A 21,614-nucleotide genomic window follows, 5' to 3' on the forward strand; every position below is an offset into this window, starting at 1 on the left:
ATTAAGGATGTGAAGCGATGGAATTTTTATTGCAGGATGCAATTCTATATATATCGTTTGTAACGACAGCGCTTTGTTTATTAGAAGTTTTCTTCCTTGCTAATGTTTCTCGCTTTGTGCGTCAGCAAGCATCAAATGGTAGACAAAGAGCTTTTGCGTTAGCTGATACATGTGAAGATAGTGCGGGAAATGTACCGCTATTTTCAATTTTTTATAAGTATGGAATGATTCGTTCTGTACGCAGACAAGAATCAAGTGAAGAGAATGACGAGGTCGGTCCGTATACACCAATGTTTCGCTAAATAATTACGAAACATTGGAGGAATGAACATGTTAAAATCATACCGAGCTGCGCTCATTAGTTTATCAGTATTACTTGTTTTTGTTTTATCTGGCTGCAGTAATGCAGGCACAATCGATTCACATAGTACGGGAATTTGGAACCATTATTTCGTATATCCAATCTCGTATATGATTCAATTTGTTGCTCATCATATACCGGGAGCTAGCTTCGGGATTGCTATCATTATTATGACGCTCGTTATTCGTTCAGCTATGATTCCATTAGCTATTTCGCAATATCGTAGCCAAGCAAAAATGAAAAAAATGCAACCTGAATTGCAGAAGCTAAAGAAAAAATACGGTGATGTAAGTAAAGATCTTGAAAAACAAAAGCAGTATCAAAAAGAAATGTCAGAACTAATGAAATCAGGCGGTTGGAATCCACTTGCTGGTTGCTGGCCAATCTTTATACAAATGCCGATTTTTTCTGCTTTGTATTATGCGATTAGCCGAACAGAAGAGATTCGCACATCTTCATTTTTATGGGTGAACTTAGGACATGCAGATCCTTATCATATATTACCGATTATTGCAGCGTTAACGACATTTATTCAGATGAAAGTTTTCCAATCTAACGTTACACCTGGAGAACAAGTACAGATGATGAAGGTGCAGCAAATTATGATGCCGGCAATGATTCTATTTATGGGATTTGCGGCGCCATCAGGACTTGTGTTGTACTGGATAACAGGTAACTTATTTACAATGACACAAACAATTGTATTAAGAAGAATAATGGAACGTGAAGAATTACAATTACAAAAAGCTTAGAAAAACGCCGCTCGGGATGAGCGGTGTTTTTTTGTTAAGCCGTTAAGGAAATGTTAAGAAACCGACATTACTATAGGCATTGTATACGAAAGTGTACATGCTTTAGACATATGAAGGAGGAAATTTCCTATGAAGAAGAAAACAGTTGGGTATTTAGCAATTGCAGGTGCTTTATCATTCGGAATCATTGGAGGAGCCGGCATACCAGCATTTGCGGCAACGAATACTCCAGCAGCTGAGCAATCTACAAAAACGGCGAAAAAAGATTTAGATGACGCTACAAAACAAAAAGTAAAAACGATTATGGACGATACAAAGAAACAGTTAGAGGAGTTAGGTGTAAAGCTTCCAGAGAAGGAAAAGCGTAAAGACATGTTTGCTAACTTAGATGAAGCAACAAAAGAAAAAGCGAAATCGATTTTAGAGCAAGAGAAATCCGGAAAATTAACACGTGAACAAGCGCAAGAGGAATTAACGAAGTTAGGCGTGAAAATGCCAGAGAAGGGTAAGCATGGGGATATGTTTGCTAACTTAGATGAAGCAACAAAAGAAAAAGCAAAATCAATTTTAGAGCAAGAGAAATCCGGGGGATTAACACGTGACCAAGCAAAAGAAGAGTTAACAAAACTAGGCGTGAAGTTCCCGGAAAAGGGTAAGCATGGAGACATGTTTGCTAATTTAGACGAAGCAACAAAAGAAAAAGCAAAATCAATTTTAGAGCAAGAGAAATCTGGAAAATTAACACGTGAACAAGCGCAAGAGGAATTAACGAAGTTAGGCGTGAAAATGCCAGAGAAGGGTAAGCATAAAGACATACTTGCTAACTTAGATGAAGCAACGAAGGAAAAAGTAAAGTCTATTTTTGAACAAGAAAAGTCCGGAAAATTAACACATGAGCAAGCAAAAGAAGAATTAACAAAACTAGGTGTGAAGCTTCCAGAGAAAGAGAAACATGAAGACATCTTTGCGGGATTAGATGAGGCAACAAAAACAAAAGCAAAAGCGATTTTAGACAATGAAAAGAAACAATTAGAGGCGTTGAATGTGGATCTACCGCACCATAAGTTTTTTATGAAAAAAGATGAGAAATAATTGAGCGAAGTCGTATCTTTCGTGTGGGCAACCGAAAGGTACGTGAGAGGACCGATTTCTGTTAGCAGAAATCGGTCCCTTTTAATGATTTAATAAAAGTTTTTTCATTGTTAGTATGTATCCAAAGACGCAGTAGAAGATTGCAAAACCGATAAATACTTCTGTATATTGGTATGTACCTAATACGTAGAAGGAAGCAGCTGGTATAAGAGCTACTGCTAAAATGCTATAACCAGGATACTTGTGCCTGTACATGATAGCGAATAGAGCCGAAAGAAATGTAGCGATAATACAAAAAACAGCAATCATTATTGGTGCACCTCCTATATGGAGTATACCATTTTTAGGGAATTAGAGAAGTGTCGTAACTTCTGTTATAATATAAGAAGAGAAATATTTCGTATGTTATATAAAAAAATATATTGATTTTTTCTAACAATTCAATATAATGAACAATAACTACAAAATTCGACATCAAGAAGTGATGATGAGGACATGATCAATTTTTTACGATTCTCAGAGAGGGAAGCCTTTGGCTGTGAGCTTCCTAATACGAAAAAATGGATTACCACCTCTGAACTGCAGCAGTGAACGAACATCTAGTAATTGCTTGCCGGCAAAAACCGTTATTTAGACTTGAGAAATTGGTGAAGTGTGTCACTTTGCTAATTGAAACAAGGGTGGAACCACGAATACAACACTCGTCCCTTTTTTAGGGAGGAGTGTTTTTTTATTTCATTTTTGCATCACACTAGGATTGGAAGGAGGATACGCAGCATGCATCATGATGAGAAGAACAAAATTGGCTTAACAGTAGCACTTTCTATTGTGGTAGGAACGATTATTGGATCTGGTGTGTTTATGAAACCAGGGAGCGTATTAGATTACTCGGGGAGTTCTAATATGGCGATTCTTGCTTGGGTAATTGGTGGTCTGTTAACGCTAGCAAGTGGTTTAACAGTAGCTGAAATTGGAGCGCAAATCCCGAAAAATGGTGGGTTGTATACGTATTTAGAGGAGATTTACGGAAGTTTTTGGGGATATTTATCAGGCTGGATGCAAACGATTGTTTATGGACCAGCTATTATTGGAACATTAGGGTTGTACTTTAGTTCTTTAATGATTAATTTCTTCTATTTAGATAAAGTATGGAATTTACCAATTGCAATTGGAACAGTTGTGTTCCTTGGCGTTGTAAATAGTATGGGAACAAAATATGGAGGTATCGTCCAAACGGTTACGACAATTGGGAAGATGATTCCGATCGTTTTAATTGTTGTGTTAGGTTTTTGGAAAGGGAATAGCGATATCTTTAACGTAGTTGTGCCGATATCAGAAAATCAAAGTATCGGTATGGCAATTTTAGCAACGTTATTTGCATATGACGGCTGGATTCTACTTGCTTCAATTGGCGGAGAAATGAAAAACCCAACAAAGTTATTACCGAAAGCAATGACAGTTGGGATTTTAATTGTAACAGCTGCTTACGTATTAATTAACTTGGCATTATTAAATGTATTACCAGCAGCGAAAATTGTAGACCTTGGAGAAAATGCAACAGCGACAGCTGCGGGCATGCTACTTGGAGAATATGGTGGGAAAATTATTAGTATCGGTATTATCGTTTCTATTTTCGGTTGTTTAAATGGAAAGATTTTAACGTTCCCACGTATCCCGATGTCGATGGCAGAACGTGGACAACTTCCGTTTGCTAAGTTTATTGCAAAGGAAAGCCCAAGATTTAAAACACCAGCAAATGCGATTACTGTTGAAATCATTTTAGGAATTATTTTAATGATTGTTAGTGATCCGAATAAGCTATCTGAGATTTCCGTATTCATTATTTATATTTTCTATGTAATGACGTTTATTGGTGTCTTCATTTTAAGAAAGCGTAATAAGAATAAAGAGCGTGCATATAGTGTACCTTTATTCCCAATCGTACCAATCGTCGCGATTTTAGGTTCGTTCTTTGTAATTGGTAGTGCAATTATCAATGATCCGGTAAGTTGTTTCTTATCAATTGGAATTGTCTTTACTGGACTTCCGGTGTATTGGTATTTAAATAAGAAGAATAAAACTACTGTTTAATAATTAGAAGGCAGGCGTATCATACGCCTGTTTTTTTATTGTAAAAAAATTGTACTTGTGTTCAATTTCTATTTTGGTTACTATAGTCGTAGTAACCAAAATAGAAAGCGTGGGGAAAGATTTGAATTTTCGTGTGTATATTTTAGCTATCGCGGCTTTCGTAGTCGGAACGGTTGAGCTAATTATAGGAGGAACGCTCGATTTAGTTGCCAATGATTTAGGAGTATCTATTAGTGCAGCTGGTCAGCTTATAACAATATTTTCAGTAGTATTTGCTTTATCAGGTCCGGTTTTATTAGCGGTAACTGGAAAGTTTGAAAGAAAAAGATTATACATTGGGGCATTATCAATTTTTTTAATCGGAAATATTATTTCGGCATTTAGTTTGAATTACGGGATGTTAATGTTCTCGAGGGTTGTTTGTGCGGCGAGTGGTTCATTAATTATTGCGTTATCTGTAACACTTGCTTCTAGCGTTGTAGAACCGCATTTTCGTGCGCGTGCAATTGGAATCATTTTCATGGGGATTAGTGGGTCACTTGTACTTGGAGTACCACTCGGCCTTGTACTCGGAAATGCATATGGATGGCGTGCACCATTCGTACTCATTTCAATCTTAACAGTTATGGCAATCGCTTGTATTTCATTATTCTTAACGAAAGTACCACCGACATCAGTATTATCAATAAGAGAGCAAATTGCTACGTTAAAAGATAAGAAAATCGTAAGTGCACAGTTAACATCATTTTTATTTTTAACAGGTCATTTAACACTATATGCATATTTAACACCATTTTTAAAAGATGTAATGCATGTGGAAGCGAATTGGATTAGTGTATTTTACTTCATTTTCGGAATCGCAGCGGTACTTGGAGGCGGCCTTGGGGGCTTGCTTGCTGATAAATGGGGATCGAAGAAAAGTATTATCACAATTATTATCGTATTTGCGTGTGCGATCTTCATATTGCCGATGATGACATTCTCATTCCCACTCTTCATTATTATGATGGGGATTTGGAGTATGTTGAGCTGGGCTATTTCGCCAGCACAACAAAATTATTTAATTGAAATTGCACCAGAATCGGCTGGTATTCAGCAAAGTCTAAATAACTCTGCGCTTCACTTAGGAATTGCACTTGGTTCAACAGTAGGCGGAGTTGTTATTGAGAAATCATCTGTTATATATAACGCTTGGGTAGGCGGCGGCTTTATTATATTAGCGCTGCTTTGTGCAATTTTCTCTATTACGAGAGGACGTTCTACTCAGTTTGCGAAGGAAGAATCTATCGTTTGATAGGTTCTTTTTTTATTTGTAAAATTTTGCAGGTTTTAGTAGATATATGGAGAAGGTTATGTGTAGCGAGGTGATGGAAAATGATGTTTAACTTCTCGATATTCGGTATGATACTTGCACTATTACCGATAGTTGTAGTTGTTTTTGTATTAAGGTGGGTACGTTTCATCTGTCAAAATTCAGAGAAACAAGTGGAGCAAAATGAGAAAATTATTGAGCTGTTGACGGAGATAAAAGAAAAAGATAAATAACATGTATTCGTTTGAAATTTGTTTCTGGTAAGTAAAAAAGGCACTTATAAAGTGCCTTTTTATTATTTTTAAAAATTTTAAATATGTAACATTCATTTGTCAATAGCAGCATGAGAACAAACAATTGTAATGTTGCTTATTGCTTTGAAACTTTCTCAACAATTCGACAAGATAATACAAAAAAACCACCTATTCTCTTTTTTTCACTATAAGTACAATGAAACAGTAAGATTGCTTCATGTAGAAATTTATATATGGTGGTGGGGAGAATGAAACGAAAGATGGTAGGGAAATGGTTTAGTTTTTTAAGTGCTCTTATTATTTTATTAGGAATTGCAATGCCGCAAGTAAAGGCAGAAGTAATGAACAGAGAAACATATAAAATGGATTGGAGTTATAGTAATTCGAAACATCGTGAAATAAAAACAGAAATAATTAAAACGGCTTCGGGTAGTATTGCGTATTGTTTAACGCCTGATTTGCGTTCTCCAAATGGAGATGATTTGCCTGAAATGGGGAAAACATCTGATGCCGTATATCGTGTTTTATTAAATGGATATCCTCAAAAAAGCCCATCTGAATTAGGGGTAGCGACAGTAGAAGAAGCGCATTATGCTACACAATTAGCGGTATGGATTGCAGCAAATGAATTAACAGTAGAAGATTTAGTTGCAAAAAATGAACGAGTACATAATCTTATGAAGCGTTTAGTAGAGGCTTCAAAAAAAGAAACTGGATCACAAGATGTATTTTTTAAAGTTAATCCTGTAGATCCACAAACTGCTACACAAAAAGGTGATTATTTAGAAACAGGATTTTATGCAGTGCAAACAAATGCGGTTTCTGGCTCCTATACAATTCTTCCTGAAAATGCTCCTAAAGGGTTTCGAATTGTAAATGAAGATGGAGAAGAGAAAAGTACATTATCAATTGATGAAAAATTCAAAATATTAATCCCGAAAGACACGAGTAGTGGTAATTTTAAAATGAAAGTGAAGTCTACTTTAACAAATTTACAAGCAATAGCTTTTAAAGGATCAGAAAAAGTTCAAAATACAACGGTATTGTTACAAAGAAATAGTGAGAAAATCAGTACAGATTTAGTTGTAAATTGGGAATCAGTAGGCTCTTTAAAGATTATGAAATTAGGAGAAAAAAAGGAATTATTAAAAGGAGCGGTGTTTGAAGTTTCTAATGAAAACTTTAAACAAAATGTTACGACTAATGATAAGGGGATTGCGGAGTTAGGCAATCTTCCAATCGGTATATATAGCGTCAAAGAAATTCAAGCGCCAGCTGGATATGTGTTAGACGGAAGTGTTAAAAAAATTGAAGTGAAAACTGGTGAAACTGCTGTATTAGAGTTAAAAAATGAAAATGTAAAGGGTGAATTAGAAATAACGAAAGTAGATGTAGCGGATGGAAATACGAAGTTACCGAACGCGGAATTTACAATCTACAATGAACAAGGAAAAGAAGTAGTAAAAGGAAAAACGGATGAAAAAGGTGCAGCGAAATTTAAACTACCATACGGAAAATACACGTATAAAGAAACAATAGCGCCGAATGGATATGTAATAAATGAAGAGACATTCGTATTTGAAATAAAAGAGAATGGAGAAATTATTAAACATATCGTTCAAGATAAGAAGGTAGAAGGTGAGTTAGAAATAACGAAAGTAGATGTAGCAGATGGGAATACGAAACTGCCAAATGCAGAATTTACTATCTACAACGAACAAGGGAAAGAAGTAGCAAAAGGGAAAACGGATGAAAAAGGTGTAGCGAAATTTAAACTACCATACGGAAAGTACACGTATAAAGAAACGATAGCACCGAATGGATATGTAATAAATGAAGAGACGTTCGCATTTGAAATAAAAGAGAATGGAGAAATTATTAAACATATCGTTCAAGATAAGAAGGTAGAAGGTGAGTTAGAAATAACGAAAGTAGATGTAGCAGATGGGAATACGAAACTGCCAAATGCAGAATTTACTATCTACAACGAACAAGGAAAAGAAGTAGCAAAAGGAAAAACAAATGAGCAAGGTATAGCGAAATTCAAATTACCATACGGAAAGTACACGTATAAAGAAACAATAGCGCCAAATGGATATGTAATAAATGAAGAGACGTTCGCATTTGAAATAAAAGAGGATGGAGAAATTATTAAACATATTGTGAAAAATAAGAAAGAAGAAAAGGCATCGCTTCCCTCTAAGCCAACACCGAATGGAGAAGTGAAACCTTCCACTGATGTGAAGCCAATGCAACAACCTAATACTCATAATGAAGTGCGTTTACCAGCTACTGGCGGCGTCGGCGATGAATTTACCGCTTTATTCGTTTTAGGAATTGGTTTTATTATTGCGGGTGCTTATGTGTTAAGGATGAAAAATAGAAAAGAAATGTAGAAAAGAAATGTAGAAAAAAACGCCTTGTAATAGAGGCGTTTTTTTAGTATCTCAATTTCCTCAACAAACCCTTAATTTCTTCATCTTGCATAAAGAGATCATGGTGCTTCTGGGTAATCTTTGCAAGCGCAACGTCGTGATGGAAAAATTCTATGAAGAACTTTACGAAAGGTTGTGACATTGTTTTCATCGCTTGCCATGATTGTTGCTCTACACCAGCAAATAAAATTTCGCGGTCGTCAACGACGAGTAGTAAATAGCGCTCTAATGCGTTAGGTTCTTCAGCTGGAATTAGAAAATGCATGTTTTCTAAATTCGTTTCTACTTTTCCAACTATAAGAGACTCGATGTGGACGCCTTGTTTTGCTTTTTCTTCTAGTATAGGAAGGTATTCAGAAAGAGTATCATTCCAAGCTGAAATAAGAATGGATTTTTTTGCACCTTCGATGAGTTCTTTACTTTGAACTCGAATAGAAGATTGCATTTTTAAGCTCCACACACGATCATCTGTAAATGATTTTTTGGATATATTCGTTTCCAAGTCTTTAATATTTGATTGAAATTCAGTCGTTAATTTTTCAATTGCTAGCTTGAGTGGTAATGCAGTATATAACTTTTTCTTTTCTGAAACAGAATCCATTACCATCCCTTTATCGATCAGGCGTGCTAGCACTTCGTATATTTTTGCTTTTGGAACACCAGAGTGCTTCACAATCGTTGTAGCATCTAGTGGTTCGTTGCTTGATACGACAACTTCATAAGCTTGGCTTTCATATTGTGAGAAACCGAATTTTTGTAACATAGTTCCCTCCGAACAAATGAGATTATATAGCTTAAGGATAATGAACTATTTGTTTTTACACAAGTGGTAGTAGGTTTTCTACTTAAATTGAGATGAGAATTAATTTCAATTTTTTAATTTTATCCATTATACTTAATATAGTGATTAATATGATTACAATACAACGAGAAGGGGATGCTTGGGGGAAGATGTTGAGAAGTTTACGTTTAAAAATTGCGGTAGTATTTTCGGTACTTATTTCTATGATGTTTGTAATATTAGGTACAGCTATGTATCAATTACAGAAAGAGAAGGAAGTGCGCTCCTTAGACCAGTATTCTCAAAATACGATGGATCTTGTGACAGAGCAACTTACGACATTTGTTCAAAGAACGGATGAAGATATGGGATATTATGCGAACAGTGAGATGGTTCGTAATATACTTCAAGACGGAGTTACTCCAGAAGAAGAAGCATTTTTGACGAAAGAGTTTTCGGAGTACAAAAAGAATCATCCTGGTATTTTAGACCTATATATTGGTACGAAAGATAAAAAAACATTAAGTGCCAATCTTGCTGAAGGTGGACAAGTGCCAGAAGGATATGATCCAACGACAAGACCGTGGTATAAAGACTCAGAAGCTGATGTGAAAAAGGTTCACTGGGGACAACCTATGTATGAAATTGCAACAGGTAAGTTAAGCGTGGGAGTTTCTAAAGCAATTACAGCTCAAGATGGATCTGTATTAGGTGTTGTTGCGATGGATGTATCGCTTGGAACAATTCAGAAGTTACTTCATAATATTCAATACAATAATGGCGGAGAAATGTTTATTATAAATGATAAAAATATGGCTCTTGTTTATCCAGAGAAAATAGGGAAAGATGTTTCGAAAGAGCCACTTGTGAAGAGTTTAAATAAAGAGGTAACAAAATATGCTGTTACTACATTAAAAGGTGAAGATGTAGTTGTTTATAGCCAGTCATTTGATTTGATGAAATGGAAAATAGGAATTTTTTATCCGAAAGAAACGATTGATGGGCTATTAAATAGTACGAGAAATACAGTCCTTATAATGGCATGTATTAGCTTATTAGTTGGAATCATAGCTTCATACTTGTTCTCAAGAAGATTAGCAAGACCGCTGCAACTATTAACGAATCACGTTCAAAAAGTAGCAGAAGGTGATTTAACGTTGCAAATGAAAGTGACAAGTAAGGATGAAGTTGGAGAGCTGACAAATCACTTTAATCATATGGTTGAGCAAATGAATGAAATGGTAAGCAAAATTAAAAATAGTGTATCAACAGTGCAGCAATCAACGAATAATCTACATTATTTAACGACTGAAACTGTAGCTGCTAGTAGAGAAGTGTCAGGTGCAATGGATGATGTGAGCGGAGGAGCGTCTACTCTTGCTAATAGTGTAGATGAAGTTTCAGAGCAGCTCGAGAATATGGCGCAGTCAGTGGAACAAATGAATCACTCGGTTGGTGAAATAAAAGGAGTGGCTGGCAAAGCTGAAGAGGCATCTAAGCAAGGATTACATACGATGCGTAATTTAGTTCGTACAAGGGGCCAGTCATCTTCGATTGTTGTTCATACAGAGGAAGCATCCGGAAAGTTAGAGCAAAGAGTTGGATCGATTCAAAATGTTGTAGAGCTTATAAAAGGTATTTCGGATCAAACGAATTTACTTGCTTTAAATGCTTCAATCGAGGCGGCGCGTGCAGGTGAGCAAGGTAAAGGATTTGCTGTTGTTGCTGAAGAAGTTCGGAAATTAGCGGAACAATCAAAAGATGCAACAGTAGAAATTGCGACGATGATTGGTGATGTACAAGTAGAGGTAAGACGAGTTGTAGAAGTTGTAAGTAAGTTGAAAGACATTGCGGATATACAAAATAAAGTTACGACAGAGGCAGAAACGGAATTCCGTACAATTATGTCAGTTGTAAATACGATTAGTACTTCAGTGGAACAAATTGTAGAAGAGGTATATAACATTGGTCATGAGCAAGGAGAAATTACAGCGGTAATGCATACAATTGCTGGTACGAGTCAAGAAAGCGCAGCTGTTTCGGAAGAGGTAAATGCTGCAACTGAATCTCAAGTGAACCATCTAGAAAAGGTAGCTCATACGATGGAAAGCTTGACGGAGCACATGAGAGACTTAGAAAGATTAGTTGAGCAGTTTAAAATAGAGGAATAACAAATTAGTAAAATGATGAGTATTTCGGTAAAATAGACAATGGATATATAAGAAGCAAGTAATAGGAGGAAGACTACTATGGCAATTGTTGACGTATCGATTATTCCAGTAGGAACGGGTAATCCAAGTGTTAGTGAATATGTAGCAGAAGTACAAAAGGTGTTAGAGAAAAATGCAGATCGCGTGAAATATCAATTAACACCAATGAATACAATTATTGAAGGAGATCTTCCTGTCATTCTAGAAGTTATTCAACAAATGCATGAAGTTCCATATACGAAAGGTGCACAGCGCGTTGCGACAACAATTCGTATCGATGATCGTCGTGACAAAGTAAGCACAATGGAGAAGAAATTAAACTCTGTTCGATCAAAATTATAAGAAAAAGCAGCGATCTTCGCTGCTTTTTTCATATAGGAGGTAGATAAGATGAGTGAAAAGTTTAACGAACAATTTGATGGGTTGTTAGAGAAATACACGGAGCTATTACTTGGAGAGAGCAATGACGAGAGAAAAGAACAGGTGCAGAAGTGGGCGCTGTATTCTTACATAGCAAAGACGATGCCAGCTTTAGTGAAGCATTGGAATGAGACTTACCCTGATGCGAAAGAAGAGATGGTACAGTTAATTACAGATATTAAAAGGCTGAATGAAGAGAAGAGAAATGAGCAATAAAAAAACTTGAGATAAATATAATCTTAAGTTTTCTGCATTAATATCCTTATATAATTTACATGGAATATAAAGGGTTTTATAAGCATGTCGAATATTTTCGACATGCTTATTTTGTGCCTGGTAAATTCGTTTTTTCTAAATGTCGAAAAATATTTCCTACATATTTATAAGCGAAAATATAGGGTTTTAAATGTTTTTATAGTATTTTATAAATTATCTAAATAATTATTTGTATCCAATAATTTTAAACAATGATATAATTTTGAAGAGGGGTAAAAAACAGATAAATCACAGTCATAGGGGTGAATTACATGGAACAATTAATGCGAAATTCGTTTCTTTTCTTGTCAAAAAATAAAGCGCTAACAAAACTGGCTAAAAAGTACGGTTTACGCTTTGGTGCAGGTCGCTTTGTCGCAGGGGAAACGATTGAATTAGCGACAGCTGCAATTAAAGCATTAAATAAGCAAGGGCTTTGTGTAACGATCGATTATTTAGGTGAATTCGTTGATAACGAAGCGGAAGCGAATGAAATGGCTAGCGAATCGATTGAAGCGATTCGTGCAATTGGAAGAGAAGGTCTTAATTCACAGCTTTCTTTAAAAATGACTTCTATGGGATTAGATATCTCTGATGAAATCGTAATGAACAATATGCGCCGTATTTTAGAAGCTGGAAAAGAAAATGGTGTGTTTATTACAATTGATATGGAAGACTATACGCGCTGCGGGAAAACAATTGAGATCTTTAAACAATTAAAATCTGAATACGATAATATTGGTACAGTTATTCAAGCTTACTTATATCGTACAGAAAAAGATATGGAAGAATTAAATGCTTATAGTCCGAATTTACGTCTTGTAAAAGGAGCTTATAAAGAACCTGAAGAGGTAGCGTTCCCGGATAAGAAAGATGTAGATGATAACTATAAAAAAATTATTAAAATGCACTTATTAAATGGAAATTATACTGCAATTGCTTCACATGACGAAGCGATTATTGAATATACGAAAAAACTTGCCGAAGAACACAATATTCCAAGAGACCAATTTGAATTCCAGATGTTATATGGTATTCGTAATGAGCGTCAACTTGAGCTAGTAAAAGAAGGTTACAAGATGCGTGTTTATGTGCCTTATGGAAACGACTGGTATGGCTACTTCATGCGTCGTCTAGCAGAGCGTCCAGCAAACGTTGCGTTCGTATTAAAAGGTATGGTTAAAAAATAACCAAGGAGTAAATACTCCTTGGTTATTTTAATTGCTGAAATGCGTAATGTGCCATTTTCTTCGTATCAGGATATAGTTGCGTACGAGTAGAAGATAATATAACATTAATGACGCGTTTACCGTCTTTTTCATCCACTGTTACGACCGTATATTTTCCGAGTGCTGATAGACCGCTTTTACTTCCAATTGCATATGGATCGTCATATAGTTCTTCTCGTCCATAGTTTGCGATGTTTGGAGAGCGTTCTGAAGTATGTAGAGTTGTACGTGTTGAATTCATATATTCTAAAACAACTGGGTACTTTAATGCTTCTTTCGTAATCATAGCAATGTCATATGGTGATACTTTATTTCCGAGTGCATCAGCGCCACTTGCGTTTTTGAAAGTCGCGTGCTTTGTACCAAGTTCCTTCGCTCTAGCATTCATCATTTTTACAAATTCATTTTTTGATCCTGCGATATGTTCTGCGATGGATTCGGCTATTGGGTCTGCACTAATGATAAGCATCAGTTTTAATGCCTCATCACGCTTTAACTTTTCCCCAGCACGAAGTTTAATTTTCTTACTTTGACTTTCTGTTTTAATTGCGTTCTCTGTAATCGTAATTTCTTCATCTTCTTTTACATTCTCTAGTAAAAGAAGAGTTGTCATCATTTTGGCTATACTAGCCGGATAAGAGCGTTCGTCTTCTCGTTTTCCATACAAAATTTCACCTGTGTCCGCATCGATTGTAATGGCGTATTGTCCAGTGATGCTAGGTTGATCGGCTCTTACAGCTTGTTGTCTTTGTGCGTAAGAGAAGAAAATCATCCCTGTAAATAGTGTAGCAATCATTACAATCATAACTATTGTTCGTTTCATCATCGTTCCCTCTTTTGTTTTCCATATGTACAAATAAATTGGGCAGAAAAAGCAGCCATTACCCATTATGCCACGTTTTCTGCCCAAAAATATACCGTTATTTTTCGCCCATATTATGCTTCTTGTATTGTTGGTTATTACCTTGACGGCCCTTTTCCACACCGTGATTATGCGGACCTGCATTTCCAGTTACACTTGCTGCGCTAATTCCAGCTTTTGAAGGGTTCTTCTTAAGTTTTGCCATATATATTCCTCCAGTTTCGTCAGATTATAAAAAGGGAAAGTGTATTTGAGTGAAGAAAATACATACATATAGCATGGGCAAATAAAAGAAAAATATTTATTTCAGAAAATTTTATCAATAAATATATTGCGAAAATTCAAACTGTATCATATATTTATTAGTAGAGGCTCACTCATTGATTGCGACTTATGTCGAAAAATTGAATGAGCATTCATTCAAGAATAGGGGGAGAATTGGATGTTCCAAATTAAAAAGGCTGCTGTTCTAGGTTCAGGCGTAATGGGTTCGGGGATTGCGGCACACTTAGCTAATATTGGTATTCCGACATTATTGCTTGATATTGTACCACCTGCGCTAACAAAAGAAGAGGAAGCGAAGGGACTTACATTAGAACATAAAAGTGTGAGAAATCGTTTTAGTAATACGGCTGTGCAAAAACTATTAAAACAAAAACCAGCTCCTCTGACAGTGAAAGGAAATCTAGCACTGATTGAAGCAGGTAACTTAGAAGATGATCTTGAGCGTCTAGCTGATGTTGATTGGATTATTGAAGTAGTAGTTGAAAACTTAGATATTAAAAAGAAACTATTTGAAAAAGTAGATGCTGTTCGTAAACCGGGTTCTATTGTAAGCTCGAATACGTCAGGCATTTCAGTAGAAAAAATGGCAGAAGGTCGTTCAGACGACTTCCAGAAACACTTCTTAGGCACACACTTTTTTAACCCACCACGATATTTAAAACTTCTAGAGGTAATACCGACGAAAGAAACAGATCCACAAGTATTAAGCTTCATGAAACTATTTGGCGAAGACGTTCTTGGAAAAGGCGTTGTTATCGCAAAAGACACACCAAACTTTATTGGAAATCGCATTGGTACGTACGGTTTATTAGTAACTCTTCAAGAGATGATAAAACGTGGCTATAGCATTGGGGAAGTTGATTCTGTAACAGGCCCACTTATTGGTCGTCCGAAGAGCGCAACGTTCCGTACATTAGATGTTGTTGGTTTAGATACATTCGTACACGTTGCAAATAACGTATATGAAAACGTACAAGAAGAAGAGCGTGATGTATTTAAAGTACCAGCTTTCATGCATGATATGCTTGATAAAAAATGGCTTGGGAGCAAGACAGGTCAAGGCTTCTTCTTAAAACAAGGAAAAGAAATTTTAGAATTAAATCCTGAAACGATGGAATATGAAGCACGCAAAAAATTAAAAGCTGCATCTATCGAGTTAAGTAAACAAGAAAAAGGTTTATCGAATAAATTGAAAGCGCTTGTATACGCGAAAGACCGCGCAGGAGAGTTGTTATGGAATATCATTACACCGACTCTTTTATACTCTGCAAAACTTCATAAAGAAATTGCTGACGATATCGTTGCAATTGACCAAGCGATGAAGTGGGGCTTCGGCTGGGAACAAGGACCATTTGAAGTTTGGGATGCAATCGGCGTTGAAAAGTCCGTTCAAAAGATGGAAGAAAACGGCGCAGTTGTTCCGACTTGGGTGAAAGAAATGGTAGAGAAAGGTTTCACTACTTTCTATAAACATGATAACGGAGATAGCTACTATTACGATAATGGCGAATATAAGCTAATCGAACGTAATAAAAAGGCAATTTCGCTTAAACAATTAAAAGCGAAAAATGGCGTATTAAAGAAAAATAGCGGAGCGAGCTTAATTGATTTAGGTGACGGCATCCTTTGTTTAGAATTCCATTCGAAGAGCAATGCAATTGGTATGGATATTACGCAAATGATTAACTACGCTGTTGATGAAGTAGAAAAGAATTATAAAGGTCTTGTTATCGGTAACCAATCGAAGAACTTCTGCGTTGGTGCGAACTTAGCAATGATCTTAATGGAAGCACAAGATGACAACTACTTTGAAATTGAGTGGGTTGTGAAAAACTTCCAAGATGCAATGACGAAAATTAAATACTCTTCTAAGCCAGTTGTAGCAGCACCATACGGTATGACGCTTGGCGGAGGTACAGAAGTTTGCTTACCAGCAGCGAGCATTCAAGCTTCTAGTGAAACGTATATGGGCTTAGTAGAAGTTGGTGTTGGCTTAATCCCTGGCGGAGGCGGTAATAAAGAGCTATACATTAAACACTTAAACAAAATGCCAAAAGGTGTAGAGTTTGATTTGCAAAAAGTTGCGAATAAAGTATTCGAATCTGTAGCGATGGCGAAAGTTTCTACATCAGCACAAGAAGCTGTATCGAACAACTTCTTAGGCGATAAAGACGGTATTAGTGTGAATGGTGATCACTTACTATATGATGCGAAACAAAAAGCACTTTCTTTATATGAAGCGGGTTATAAAGCACCGATTCGCAAAAAGATACCAGTTGTTGGTGAAACAGGCTATGCAACGCTTGTACTTGGTGCAGAAGCAATGCATTTATCAGGTTACATTTCTGAACATGATCTTCACATTGCGAAGAAACTTGCATATGTCATTGCGGGCGGAAAAGTACCGTACGGAACAGAAGTTGATGAGCAGTATTTATTAGATGTAGAACGTGAAGCATTTATTAGCTTAGTAAGTGAGATGAAATCACAAGCAAGAATGCAGCACATGCTTGTAAAAGGAAAGCCATTACGTAACTAATAACGAGGGGAGATATCGTTCATGAGAGAAGCTGTCATTGTTGCGGGAGCAAGAACACCAATTGGAAAAGCAAAGAGGGGTTCATTAAAAACAGTTCGTCCTGACGATCTAGGGGCGTTAGTAGTAAAAGAAACGTTAAAGCGTGCGAATTATGAAGGACCAATCGATGATTTAATTTTCGGTTGTGCGATGCCAGAAGCAGAGCAAGGTTTAAATATGGCTCGTAATATCGGCGGATTAGCGGGACTTTCTTACGATGTTCCAGCTATTACGATTAACCGTTACTGTTCTTCAGGGTTACAAAGTATCGCTTACGGAGCAGAGCGCATTATGCTTGGTCATTCGGAAGCGGTATTATCAGGCGGAGCGGAATCAATGAGTTTAGTTCCGATGATGGGACACGTTGTTCGTCCGAATAGTCGCCTTGTAGAAGCAGCGCCAGAATATTATATGGGCATGGGACATACAGCAGAGCAAGTCGCTGTGAAATATGGAATTTCTCGTGAAGAGCAAGATGCATTTGCAGTAAGAAGTCATCAACGTGCTGCGCAAGCATTAGCTGCAGGTAACTTTGCTGATGAAACAGTACCTGTAGATGTAACGTTACGTACTGTTGGATCAAACAATAAACTGCAAGAAGAAACAATCATTTTCGCGCAAGACGAAGGTGTAAGAGCAGAAACGACGCTAGACATTTTAGGTAAATTACGTCCAGCATTTAACGTTCGTGGTTCTGTAACAGCTGGTAACTCTTCACAAATGAGTGACGGTGCAGCATCTGTACTATTAATGGATCGTGAAAAAGCAGTGAGTGATGGCATGAAACCACTTGCGAAATTCCGTTCATTCGCAGTAGCTGGCGTACCACCAGAAGTAATGGGAATCGGCCCAATCGCTGCAATTCCAAAGGCATTAAAATTAGCTGGCTTAGAGCTATCTGATATCGGCCTATTTGAACTAAATGAAGCATTCGCTTCTCAATCGATCCAAGTTATTCGTGAACTTGGTTTAGATGAAGAAAAAGTAAACGTAAACGGCGGTGCAATCGCACTTGGACATCCACTTGGCTGTACAGGAGCAAAACTAACACTATCTCTTATTCACGAAATGAAACGCCGCAACCAACAATTCGGTATCGTAACAATGTGTATCGGCGGCGGAATGGGAGCAGCAGGAGTGTTTGAATTACTATAAAAAAAGTGGAAGCGGCTCGTTCAGAATGTGAGGGGGATGGAGCTTCAGACGTAGAGGCGCTCTTTGCCTCGCAGGAAGAAGCGAAGCCACCGAACATTCTAGCCGCTGGAACTGGATTATGAAGAATGGAAGCAACAACGGTTTATAAAAACAAAAGGGAGAGCTAGCTTCTTTCAAAAAAGAAAGAAGCGGCTCATGAAAATATGAAGGAGGAAATTTTCATGGAAAAAACGGTAGGAAGTGCGGTTAAAGGCGGTAGCTTTTTAGTTGATGAGATTACGATTGATCAAGTGTTTACGCCAGAAGACTTTTCATCTGAGCATAAAATGATTGCAAAAACGACAGAGGACTTTATCGTAAATGAAGTTCTTCCAGAGCTTGAATATTTAGAGCAACACGAGTTTGATCGTTCTGTTCGTCTTTTAAAAGAAGCTGGGGAACTTGGTTTATTAGGCGCTGACGTACCAGAAGAGTACGGCGGAATTGGCCTTGATAAAGTAAGCTCAGCGTTAATCGCAGAGAAATTCTCTCGCGCTGGTGGTTTTGCAATTACTCACGGTGCTCACGTAGGTATCGGATCTTTACCAATCGTGTTATTCGGTAACGAAGAGCAAAAGAAAAAGTATTTACCATTACTTGCGACTGGTGAGAAATTAGCTGCATACGCATTAACTGAGCCAGGTTCAGGATCTGACGCATTAGGCGCAAAAACAACTGCACGTTTAAATGCAGAAGGTACACATTACGTATTAAATGGTGAAAAGCAATGGATTACAAACTCTGCATTCGCTGACGTATTTGTTGTATATGCAAAAATAGATGGAGAGCACTTCTCAGCATTTATCGTAGAGAAAGAATATGCTGGCGTATCTACAAGCCCAGAAGAAAAGAAAATGGGTATTAAATGTTCATCAACTCGTACGTTAATTTTAGAAGATGCATTAGTACCGAAAGAAAACTTACTTGGTGAAATCGGTAAAGGTCATATTATCGCATTCAACATTTTAAATATCGGTCGTTATAAATTAGGTGTTGGTACAGTTGGATCTGCAAAACGTGCAGTAGAAATTTCAGCACAATATGCAAACCAACGTCAACAGTTCAAACAACCAATCGCTCGCTTCCCATTAATTCAAGAAAAACTTGCGAATATGGCAGCGAAAACATATGCAGCTGAAAGCTCTGTATATCGTACAGTAGGTTTATTCGAAAGCCGCATGAGCACATTATCTGAAGAAGAAGTAAAAGACGGTAAAGCAGTAGCAGCTTCTATCGCTGAATATGCAATCGAGTGCTCTTTAAATAAAGTATTCGGTTCTGAAGTATTAGATTATACAGTAGATGAAGGTGTTCAAATTCACGGTGGTTACGGATTTATGGCAGAGTACGAGATTGAAAGAATGTACCGCGATTCTCGTATTAACCGTATTTTCGAAGGAACGAACGAAATTAACCGCCTAATCGTACCAGGTACGTTCTTACGTAAAGCGATGAAAGGTGAATTACCACTTCTTCAAAAAGCACAAAAATTACAAGAAGAGTTAATGATGATGATGCCAGAAGAAGTAGGCGATGAGCCATTAGCACTTCAAAAATATTTAGTAACTAACGCGAAGAAAATCGGCTTAATGGTAGCTGGATTAGCTGCTCAAAAATACGGTAAAGCATTAGATAAAGAGCAAGAAATTCTTGTGAATATCGCTGATATCGTAAGCAACCTATACGCAATGGAGTCAGCTGTTCTTCGTACAGAAAAAGCGATTAAAACAACTGGTCTTGAAAAGAATAAACAAAAAGTGTTATACACTGAAGTATTCTGCCAAGAAGCATTCAACGAAATCGAAGCAGATGCGAAAGAAACACTTATCGCAGTTGAAAACGGCGACATGCTACGCATGATGTTATCATCATTACGTAAATTAACTCGCCACACACCACTTAACGTAATTCCGAAGAAACGTGAAATCGCTGCGAAAATTTTAGAAGATGAGCGTTACACAGTTTAATAGCTGTAAAGAAAAGTAGTCGTATAAACGGCTACTTTTCTTTTTTTTTGTAAAAATGAAATTTTTAGTGGCACAAAACTAATACCATTAGTATAATAAAACTAATGGTATTAGTTTTCGTGGAGAGGGAGATGGAAATATGAGAATGATACATGAAAAAACGGTATATCAATTGTCATTTTTACCAAGAGTGTTTCCTGTAAATTGTTACTTTCTGGAGGAAGAAGATGGTTTAACTTTAATTGATGCGGCTTTGCCATATAGCGCAAAAGGTATTTTACAGGCGGCTGAGAAAATAGGGAAGCCAATTACTAAGATTGTATTAACGCATGCGCATGATGATCACATCGGTGCATTAGACGCATTAAAGGAAGTACTTCCTAATGTTCCAGTCTATATTTCTAAGCGGGACGCAAAGCTGTTAGAAGGAGATACGACGTTACAAAAGGATGAACCGAATATACCGATAAAAGGCGGTGTACCTAAAAAAGTAAAAACGGTGCCTGATGTTTTATTGGAAGATGGCGACCGAGTTGGATCGCTTCTTGCGATTATGACACCAGGACATACGCCAGGCTCCATGTCGTTTCTTGATGTACGGAATAAAGCTCTTATTGTCGGGGATGCATTCCAAACAAGAGGAGGTATGGCTGTTTCGGGACAAATGAAATTTTGGTTTCCATTTCCTGCGATGGCAACGTGGAGCAAAGAAATATCATTACAAAGTGCAGAGAAGTTAAGCGAATATGAGCCCTCCTTGCTTGCGGCAGGGCATGGGAAAATGATAAATGATCCAAGTGCTATCATAGAGCTTGCTATTAAGGAAGCTAAGCGGAATATAGAAAGTAGAAAAGAGGGTTAATTTATGTCACCGAGAATCGGACTTACATTACAGAAAATTGTAGAAACAGCAGCAGAAATTGCGGATGCAAATGGAATACAAGAAGTAACGTTAGCTTCATTAGCGCAAACATTAGGGGTACGTTCACCCTCGCTATACAATCATGTAAAAGGCTTACAAGATGTACGGAAAAATCTTGGTATGTACGGAATCAAACAGCTGCATAACAGACTGGAAGAAGCGGCTGAGGGTAAACGTATGGATGAAGCAATTCATGCTTTAGGAGAAGCGTATGTAGCATTCGTACGCAAACATCCTGGACTGTATGAAGCAACTTTTTTACGAGATGAAGAAGTAAGAAAAGCGGGTGACGGAATTGTAAAGCTTTGTCTTCAGGTTTTACAACAGTACGGATTAGAAGGAGAGAATGCACTTCATGCGACACGTGGATTCAGAAGTATTTGTCATGGATTTGCGTCGATTGAACAACAAGGTGGATTTGGTCTGCCACTAGATTTAGATACAAGTTTACATGTATTATTGGAAACGTTTATTAAAGGATTACGTGAATAAGAAGCAAGGCAAACAAAAACCTTAGAAGTGATTGAAGTGAACCCCGAAAACGGGACACCAATCAAAACACCTAAACCACTTGTTCCCTAAATTCTTTAGGGGATAGGTGGTTTAATTTTTCT

The 21,614-nt window shown here is 37.1% G+C and carries 20 protein-coding genes, 1 pseudogene and 1 other annotated feature; of the genes and pseudogenes, 17 read left to right on the forward strand and 4 right to left on the reverse strand.

Annotation, left to right across the window (positions count from 1 at the left end):
* Nucleotides 1–17: 17 nt before the first annotated feature.
* The 3 genes from MR115_RS25805 to MR115_RS25815 all read left to right on the forward strand — a co-directional run bounded on the left by MR115_RS25805 (nt 18) and on the right by MR115_RS25815 (nt 2,205).
* Nucleotides 18–302 (forward strand): hypothetical protein, encoded by a 285-nt coding sequence (locus MR115_RS25805; RefSeq protein ID WP_242243211.1) that lies wholly within the window; start codon nt 18–20, stop codon nt 300–302.
* Nucleotides 303–330: 28 nt separating this feature from the next.
* Complete coding sequence (locus MR115_RS25810) at nt 331–1,113, forward strand: membrane protein insertase YidC (protein ID WP_061679000.1); 783 nt, start codon at nt 331–333, stop codon at nt 1,111–1,113.
* A gap of 129 nt (nt 1,114–1,242) precedes the next feature.
* Nucleotides 1,243–2,205, forward strand: coding sequence for a hypothetical protein (locus MR115_RS25815; RefSeq protein ID WP_242243212.1), 963 nt, complete (start codon nt 1,243–1,245; stop codon nt 2,203–2,205).
* 81 nt (nt 2,206–2,286) lie between these two features.
* Here MR115_RS25815 and MR115_RS25820 read toward each other — a convergent pair whose 3' ends face one another.
* Nucleotides 2,287–2,514: a hypothetical protein gene (locus MR115_RS25820; protein ID WP_097817419.1), complete on the reverse strand. Its 228-nt coding sequence runs from the start codon at nt 2,512–2,514 to the stop codon at nt 2,287–2,289.
* Between the two features lie 166 nt (nt 2,515–2,680).
* Nucleotides 2,681–2,917 (forward strand) — a binding site (T-box leader).
* A 65-nt stretch (nt 2,918–2,982) separates the two neighbouring features.
* On the opposite strand from MR115_RS25820, the gene MR115_RS25825 reads away from it, so the two are divergent.
* The 4 genes from MR115_RS25825 (at nt 2,983) to MR115_RS25840 (ending at nt 8,258) form a co-directional block, all read left to right on the forward strand.
* Nucleotides 2,983–4,296, forward strand: coding sequence for an APC family permease (locus MR115_RS25825; RefSeq protein ID WP_242243213.1), 1,314 nt, complete (start codon nt 2,983–2,985; stop codon nt 4,294–4,296).
* Between the two features lie 109 nt (nt 4,297–4,405).
* Complete coding sequence (locus MR115_RS25830; RefSeq protein ID WP_242243214.1) at nt 4,406–5,590, forward strand: MFS transporter; 1,185 nt, start codon at nt 4,406–4,408, stop codon at nt 5,588–5,590.
* A gap of 80 nt (nt 5,591–5,670) precedes the next feature.
* Complete coding sequence (locus tag MR115_RS25835; protein WP_242243215.1) at nt 5,671–5,841, forward strand: hypothetical protein; 171 nt, start codon at nt 5,671–5,673, stop codon at nt 5,839–5,841.
* A gap of 269 nt (nt 5,842–6,110) precedes the next feature.
* On the forward strand, nt 6,111–8,258 hold the full coding sequence (locus MR115_RS25840; protein WP_242243216.1) for an MSCRAMM family protein: 2,148 nt from the start codon (nt 6,111–6,113) through the stop codon (nt 8,256–8,258).
* Between the two features lie 43 nt (nt 8,259–8,301).
* Here the strand turns inward: MR115_RS25840 and MR115_RS25845 are convergent, their stop codons facing one another.
* Nucleotides 8,302–9,060: a TrmB family transcriptional regulator gene (locus MR115_RS25845; protein WP_242243217.1), complete on the reverse strand. Its 759-nt coding sequence runs from the start codon at nt 9,058–9,060 to the stop codon at nt 8,302–8,304.
* 329 nt (nt 9,061–9,389) lie between these two features.
* Between MR115_RS25845 and MR115_RS30365 the strand changes: the two are divergent.
* From MR115_RS30365 to MR115_RS25865, 5 genes and pseudogenes are all read left to right on the forward strand, one after another.
* Nucleotides 9,390–10,253 (forward strand): annotated as a pseudogene (locus MR115_RS30365) (cache domain-containing protein); the annotation flags it as partial.
* A gap of 171 nt (nt 10,254–10,424) precedes the next feature.
* Nucleotides 10,425–11,249, forward strand: a complete 825-nt coding sequence (locus MR115_RS30370) for a methyl-accepting chemotaxis protein (RefSeq protein ID WP_457548375.1) — start codon at nt 10,425–10,427, stop codon at nt 11,247–11,249.
* A 78-nt stretch (nt 11,250–11,327) separates the two neighbouring features.
* On the forward strand, nt 11,328–11,630 hold the full coding sequence (locus MR115_RS25855; protein WP_001018860.1) for an MTH1187 family thiamine-binding protein: 303 nt from the start codon (nt 11,328–11,330) through the stop codon (nt 11,628–11,630).
* Between the two features lie 48 nt (nt 11,631–11,678).
* Complete coding sequence (locus MR115_RS25860) at nt 11,679–11,924, forward strand: YusU family protein (RefSeq protein WP_001290586.1); 246 nt, start codon at nt 11,679–11,681, stop codon at nt 11,922–11,924.
* A gap of 311 nt (nt 11,925–12,235) precedes the next feature.
* The gene (locus MR115_RS25865) at nt 12,236–13,153 is read left to right on the forward strand and encodes a proline dehydrogenase family protein (protein WP_000436767.1); all 918 of its coding nucleotides are present in this window, start codon (nt 12,236–12,238) and stop codon (nt 13,151–13,153) included.
* A gap of 22 nt (nt 13,154–13,175) precedes the next feature.
* Here MR115_RS25865 and MR115_RS25870 read toward each other — a convergent pair whose 3' ends face one another.
* Both MR115_RS25870 and MR115_RS25875 read right to left on the reverse strand, forming a co-directional pair.
* Entirely contained in the window at nt 13,176–14,015 is an 840-nt protein-coding gene (locus MR115_RS25870) for a D-alanyl-D-alanine carboxypeptidase family protein (RefSeq protein WP_242243219.1), read from the reverse strand.
* 97 nt (nt 14,016–14,112) lie between these two features.
* Nucleotides 14,113–14,259, reverse strand: a complete 147-nt coding sequence (locus MR115_RS25875; protein WP_001096344.1) for a YuzL family protein — start codon at nt 14,257–14,259, stop codon at nt 14,113–14,115.
* A gap of 237 nt (nt 14,260–14,496) precedes the next feature.
* Here MR115_RS25875 and MR115_RS25880 point away from each other — a divergent pair, with 237 nt between their 5' ends.
* The 5 genes from MR115_RS25880 to MR115_RS25900 all read left to right on the forward strand — a co-directional run bounded on the left by MR115_RS25880 (nt 14,497) and on the right by MR115_RS25900 (nt 21,492).
* Entirely contained in the window at nt 14,497–16,878 is a 2,382-nt protein-coding gene (locus tag MR115_RS25880) for a 3-hydroxyacyl-CoA dehydrogenase/enoyl-CoA hydratase family protein (protein WP_242243220.1), read from the forward strand.
* Nucleotides 16,879–16,899: 21 nt separating this feature from the next.
* Nucleotides 16,900–18,072: an acetyl-CoA C-acetyltransferase gene (locus MR115_RS25885; RefSeq protein ID WP_242243221.1), complete on the forward strand. Its 1,173-nt coding sequence runs from the start codon at nt 16,900–16,902 to the stop codon at nt 18,070–18,072.
* Between the two features lie 221 nt (nt 18,073–18,293).
* On the forward strand, nt 18,294–20,078 hold the full coding sequence (locus tag MR115_RS25890) for an acyl-CoA dehydrogenase family protein (RefSeq protein WP_071748128.1): 1,785 nt from the start codon (nt 18,294–18,296) through the stop codon (nt 20,076–20,078).
* Between the two features lie 139 nt (nt 20,079–20,217).
* Nucleotides 20,218–20,940 (forward strand): MBL fold metallo-hydrolase, encoded by a 723-nt coding sequence (locus MR115_RS25895; RefSeq protein WP_242243222.1) that lies wholly within the window; start codon nt 20,218–20,220, stop codon nt 20,938–20,940.
* 3 nt (nt 20,941–20,943) lie between these two features.
* On the forward strand, nt 20,944–21,492 hold the full coding sequence (locus MR115_RS25900) for a TetR/AcrR family transcriptional regulator (protein ID WP_242243223.1): 549 nt from the start codon (nt 20,944–20,946) through the stop codon (nt 21,490–21,492).
* The last annotated feature ends 122 nt before the right edge of the window (nt 21,493–21,614 follow it).

This window comes from Bacillus cereus group sp. BfR-BA-01309, assembly GCF_022664315.1.
GTDB lineage: Bacteria > Bacillota > Bacilli > Bacillales > Bacillaceae_G > Bacillus_A > Bacillus_A mobilis.